Source organism: Algoriphagus sp. (assembly GCF_024642405.1).
Taxonomy (GTDB): domain Bacteria; phylum Bacteroidota; class Bacteroidia; order Cytophagales; family Cyclobacteriaceae; genus Algoriphagus.
This window is the reverse complement of record NZ_JAHEBC010000239.1, coordinates 1-5,875: the sequence shown is the minus strand read 5'-3', so window position 1 is coordinate 5,875 and position 5,875 is coordinate 1. Positions and strand designations below refer to the sequence as shown.

At 37.5% G+C, this 5,875-nt stretch carries 3 protein-coding genes; 1 reads left to right on the top strand and 2 read right to left on the bottom strand.

Annotated features, from left to right (window positions below; all coding sequences use genetic code 11):
• Positions 1 to 573 precede the first annotated feature (573 nt).
• Complete coding sequence (locus Q0L68_RS15100; protein WP_296704846.1) at positions 574 to 3,732, bottom strand: Ig-like domain-containing protein; 3,159 nt, start codon at positions 3,730 to 3,732, stop codon at positions 574 to 576.
• A 399-nt stretch (positions 3,733 to 4,131) separates the two neighbouring features.
• On the opposite strand from Q0L68_RS15100, the gene Q0L68_RS15095 reads away from it, so the two are divergent.
• Positions 4,132 to 5,145: a phosphotriesterase gene (locus tag Q0L68_RS15095; RefSeq protein WP_296704844.1), complete on the top strand. Its 1,014-nt coding sequence runs from the start codon at positions 4,132 to 4,134 to the stop codon at positions 5,143 to 5,145.
• Between the two features lie 34 nt (positions 5,146 to 5,179).
• Here Q0L68_RS15095 and Q0L68_RS15090 read toward each other — a convergent pair.
• Positions 5,180 to 5,875, bottom strand: a 696-nt coding sequence (locus tag Q0L68_RS15090) for a M28 family peptidase (RefSeq protein ID WP_296704842.1), incomplete at its 5' end; no start/stop codon positions are given.

The window sequence follows — 5,875 nt, the reverse complement described above, 5'->3', positions numbered from 1 at the left end:
TAATCTAAAGCGACATAGAATTCGGTAAATTGAAAAGAAATCGATTCTTCGGTCTTCCGTCATCGGTCTTCGAGCCAGTAAAACAAAGAAATTAAGCATACTGGCATCATTGCGGATAATCATATATTTTTATAACTATTTTTATCTGATCCGGAATATTTTTCTGTATTAGCATCATGATTCGTTTCACTATCTCTCTTTAGAGTATAATCCAACCAGTTTTTTGTCGAATTAGAAATTAGACTTTCAAACTTTTCAACAAAGTTTGGAAATGCATTTTCTTGAATTTGATAGTGTCCTGTTATTGCTAAAAAAGTATACTTTTCAAGTTTAAGGGATTCTGATAAAGTTCTATATTCAATCTAGTTTTTTTGAAATTTTAATAGCGTAATAATTCCTGTTATTGCGAATAGCTAACATATTTGTAAAATAAACTAATACATCGAACTTCTGAAACCCATCCAGATTAATAGATAACCCTATTATGACTTTTTACTTGAATTTATCCATCATTAAAAAAAAGTAGTCACGGATATTTCCGTGACTACTATGGGTTTGGTTGAAAAGCTAATACTATCGAAGTAGTAATAGTTTGTTTGATACAATGTTATTATTATACTGAATACGGTAGAAGTAAACACCTGAATTACGGTTGGCACTATTCCAGATTACCTCATGATCACCGGCTTCCATTTGCTCGCGGGCTAATTCATCTAAGATTTTTCCATTCTGATCAAGGATAATAATCTGTACAAATGCTGGTTTGGGAAGGCTAAATTGTATAGTGGTCTTATCAGTAAATGGGTTTGGATAATTTCTATGGAATATGGATGAATTATCCTCAGGTAAAATAGAAGAATTTAAAGATTCATTTCCAACCATTGGAAGGGATTCTTCACTGAGGGCAGAATTTCCATTTCCATCAGTTGCGGTACACCTTAATGTCACGACTTCTGCTTTAACTGAAATCAGTTTACCCTGTGAATCGAAGCCGTATTTATTTTTGTTTCGTTCATATTTCACTTCAAGCTCTTGCCCGTCAGTCACCTCTATTCCACCATCCAAATTCACCTTAGCCCAGAAGGAAGCAGCATTCGGAGCCTCCACTTTAACTGTATTTTTATCCAAATCAATCTCAAGGCTAAATCTATCTTTATTCTTTAATGAAATAGACGGATTTGTTAGGTTAGGGATTAGGATAAATGATGAGCTATTGACAATCTCAGAACAGTTGTCAGAGGAGCTACAGGAAACCATGTACATATTATTTGATCCAGTTGGTACTAATCCGGCTGATACCAATGGTGCCGTGGTGTCTTCAACTGTCACAACAATATCAATTTCAGAACTCAAGCCACACTCATCTTCTACTTTTAATTTAACCAGGTGTACTCCAGTTTCGAATGAGACATCAGACATTCCGGTGGAATTAGGTCCTGCTATAATATTATTATTTTCAAACCATGTAAATATTAATGCTCCACCTTCAGGATCACTGCTACTAGTTCCATCAAGAGTAACTGTTGTGCCTAACTCTCCAGTACATTCAGTTGTGATATTGTTTGCTGAAGCAATTGGCGGAAGGTTAGGTCCAACCACTTCCAAAGTTACTGTTACAGGTTCAGAAAAATTTGATTTAGAATCCTGCATACGATATTGAAACTGATCAGTCCCTGTAAAGTCGGAAGCGGGAGTATAAGTAAAAGATCCATCAGTCAAGGCTGCAAGGATACCATGATCCACATTTTCAACAATAGAATTAGCCGTTAATGCATCCCCGTCTGGATCATAGTCATTGATAAGAAAACCACCTGCAGCTATAGTCAATGTCGTATTTTTTACTACTCCAAAGATATCATTGGTACCTGATGGATTCCTGTTTCCTTCATATATATGGATTGTGACCGTTATGTCATCCGAATTGTTTAAAGAAGCATCTCTCATTCTATATTTGAACTGGTCGGTACCTATAAATCCCGCTGTGGGAGTATATGAGAAGGATCCATCTGTTAAAGCATTTATGGTACCATGACTCACATTCTCTGATATTTGAGTGGCAGTAAGTGTTTCTCCGTCCTGATCAATGTCGTTGCTGAGAAAACCAGGTGCTGCAATGGTTAGAGTTGCATTGGCAGTAGTCGCGTATTCATCATCAATACCAACAGGATTTCTGTTGAAGGATTCAGCGACTTCAATAGTCACAGTGATAGCCTCTGATTCATTATTAGAAGCATCTTTCATTTTGTATTGAAATTGATCGGTACCCACAAAGCCAGGGCTAGGGGTGTATATAAATGACCCATTTGTCAAGGCATTTAATGTTCCGTGATCTGTGATGTCAACTATCTGAGTGGCAGTAAGAGCCTCTCCATTCTGGTCTATATCATTTAAAAGAAAACCTGGAGCTGGAATGGTAAGGGTACTTCCATCCGAAGTTCGATATTGATCGGAGAACCCTACTGGAAGAACACCGGTTCCTACGACTTCGATAGTGACAGTAATGGGATCGGAAATATTTTGATCGGGATCACGCATTTTGTACTGAAATTGGTCGGTGCCCGTAAAGCCGGGAGTAGGGGTGTAGGTAAATGACCCATTTGCAAAGGCAGCTAGTGTTCCATGATCGACATTATCTACTATCACAGTAGCCGTGAGAACGTCTCCGTCCGGATCAATGTCGTTTAGAAGAAAACCAGGAGCTGGAATTGTTAATGAAGTGTTTATTACAACTCCATATGAGTCATCTGTTCCTATTGGTTTTCGATTTCCTTCTAAAACCTCGATAGTAACAGTAATAGGATCGGAATCATTTAATTCCGAGTCTCTCATTTTGTACTGGAACTGATCGGTGCCGGTAAATCCAGGGCTAGGTGTATAGGTAAATGACCCGTTGGTCAAGGCATTTATAGTTCCATGATCGACATTGTCTACTATCGCAGTTGCTGTAATTACGTCTCCATCTTGATCTATGTCATTACCCAGAAATCCAGGCGCTGATATACTTAGTATTTTTCCAGCAAGTGCAGCAAATGAATCATTGGTTCCAATTGGAGTACGATTACTGTTTGCACTAACCTCAATCGTCACAATTATGTCCGCTGATGAATTATTTGAAGCATCTTTCATTCGGTACTGAAATTGATCGGTTCCTACAAAGCCAGGGGCTGGTGTATAGGTGAATGATCCATCCGTCAAAGCATTTATAGTTCCATGATCCACATTATCTGAAATCTGTGTAGCTGTAAGTGCTTCACCTTGGAGGTCTATATCGTTAATCAGGAAGCCAGGAGCAGCGATTGTTAAAATCTTGTCCTTTCCAACTACATAAAGATCGTTATTTCCAATTGGGGCATCATCACATGGCAAAGCTAAAATTCTACTCATACCTTCATTTCCATAATCAATAATAGGTAAAGAGTTTTTCTGGGATTTAGGAACTTGTTGTCGAAAAGAAACTGCTGGGGATTGAGTTTGCAGCAATAGCGAAATATTGCTTTGGCTAAATTTTTGACTAAACTGGGGTGAGTCGGCATTGTTCTGAATCTGATTAATTATGAATATACGATCTTGCGTAACTGGCTGATTATATATCATTGGAGCAATAAAATTAGGGGCTGTTTTAGGGCTGCTCGAAAGCCTTTGCTGAGAATAGGAGATCGAAATATGAAAGGTCATAAGAAGCAAAATTGCAACTGTGACATATAGGACAGGTATTTCTTCTGATTTTTTCATGATTTTTTAATAAAAATGTATGAATAACAATAAAAATCAGATGAATATAACCTTATAACTTACCAAAAACAAAATAAAGTATTATTTTAAAAATTGATTTTATCAACTAAAATTAAGTGTTGAAATACTTTAAAAATGATGTAAAGAGTATAGGTGTTAAAAAATAATGTATTGGTAAAATACGAGATTTCGACTTGCCAATAGAGGCTTTTGGAATATTAAATTGTCGATTCAAATAGATTTGATTTTTTCAACTTCCAAACTCGGAGAAATCCTGATAAAGTAGAGAAAGAGGCGCAGATCTTTTTTTTGAAATAAATGGAAAATTTTTTTTCAAAGATTTATAAATCAATTCCAATATCAGTTGACATACAATCAAGTAGTTGTTTAGTTTTAAAGATGAAACATTCTTTACTAGTTTGGATAAGTCTCCTAGTCCTATCTTTTTCCTGTTCAAAACCTGGGTCTGATGCCGAATATATCAATACCGTAACAGGCCCTATTCCTATCGACTCTCTTGGAGTCACCCTGATTCACGAGCATATGTTGGTGGATTTTATTGGTGCGGATTCAGTTTCTCCAGATCGATATTCTCAGGAAGAAGTAATCGCCAAAGTCCTTCCTTACCTTCAGGAAGTGAGTAAATACGGTGTAAAAACCATTTTCGATTGTACTCCATCCTATCTGGCAAAGGATCCAACTCTGCTGAAAAAACTCAGTGAACAATCAGGAATTAGAATCATGACAAATGCCGGATTTTATGGAGCAGTAGGAGGGAAATACCTTCCGGATTTTGTCTTTCAGGAAAATGCCTCGCAGTTAGCAGAACGATGGGTTTCTGAATATGAGAATGGAATTGGGGATACTGGGATAAAGCCTGGATTCATTAAGATTTCGGTAAATGAACAAGATCCTTTGAAGGAAGTAGATGCAAAACTGGTTCGAGCTGCTGGAATTACGCATGTGGAAACTGGATTGGCGATAGCCTCACATACGGGAACTTGGAATACAGCCAGACAAGAGGTAGAGATTCTTCAAAAGATGCAGATTGATCCATCCGCATTTATCTGGGTACATGCTCAGGCAGAACAAGATTTTCAGAATTACCTCACTGCTGCTCAACTCGGAGTTTGGATCAGTTTAGATGGTATAGGTTGGGGATTACAGGAATACGAAGACCGCTTACTATTTGCAAAAGAAAATGGAATTCTGGGAAATGTATTGATTTCCCATGACGCAGGTTGGTATGATCCAGCCAAACCCGATGGAGGAGATTTCCAACCTTTCACAAATATTTTCACAGATTTGATTCCTGATTTAGATGCGAAAGGATTTACGAAGGAAGACTGGAAGATGCTTTTGATGGACAATCCTAAAAAGGCTTTCGGCAATACCAAAGAGGAAATCCAATAATCTTTTATTATTTGTAATCATCTAAACCTAATTATTAAAATGATTGAAGAATGCTAAGATAAACCTCTAGTAAATTTTGTTTGGCAAAAGAAATAGATTCTTCCAATTCTTGATTGGGTGTTTGAGCAACATCACTTATCGAGTTCAATGCATTCAAATACCAATCTTTCCAAGTCTCTAAAATTAACTTTTGCTCTTCCTCATCTTCACCGGTTTCAATAGCTTTTTTACTTAAAATAGCCTCAGCCTGCAGCCTTTGAATTGCTTTGTCCAATAACATTTTTGCTAATTCATCACCAGTCTTTTCATCGGCATTCAGCAAAGTATAAGCAGAAACCAAAGCTGCTGTCCCGACATTTACCATGGTTTTTTGTGAGACTTTGTCCAGGCGATCATTATCCGTATGATAAAACTGATCGGTGAAGTGCCAAAGTAACAATCCAGGGATATCAGCCTGTAGAAATGGCGTGTGATCTGAACCTCCTTCGAAAGGATTGGTTTCCACCACCCAGTCAGCAAATCTTCCTTGCTCTTTGAAAACAGTCAATATAAAATCGTTGAAATAATGAGGTTTCATTTGTTCTACTGTCATCGGTGAACCTCCCCATTCCGAGTGTTTGTCATTTCCTCTTGTCCAGATTGCACTTGGATCAGGCATTTTTTCGATAAGGAATGTTCCACCAGTAACATCTGTATTTTCGCCAACCATATCTAGCGATATTCCCCATTT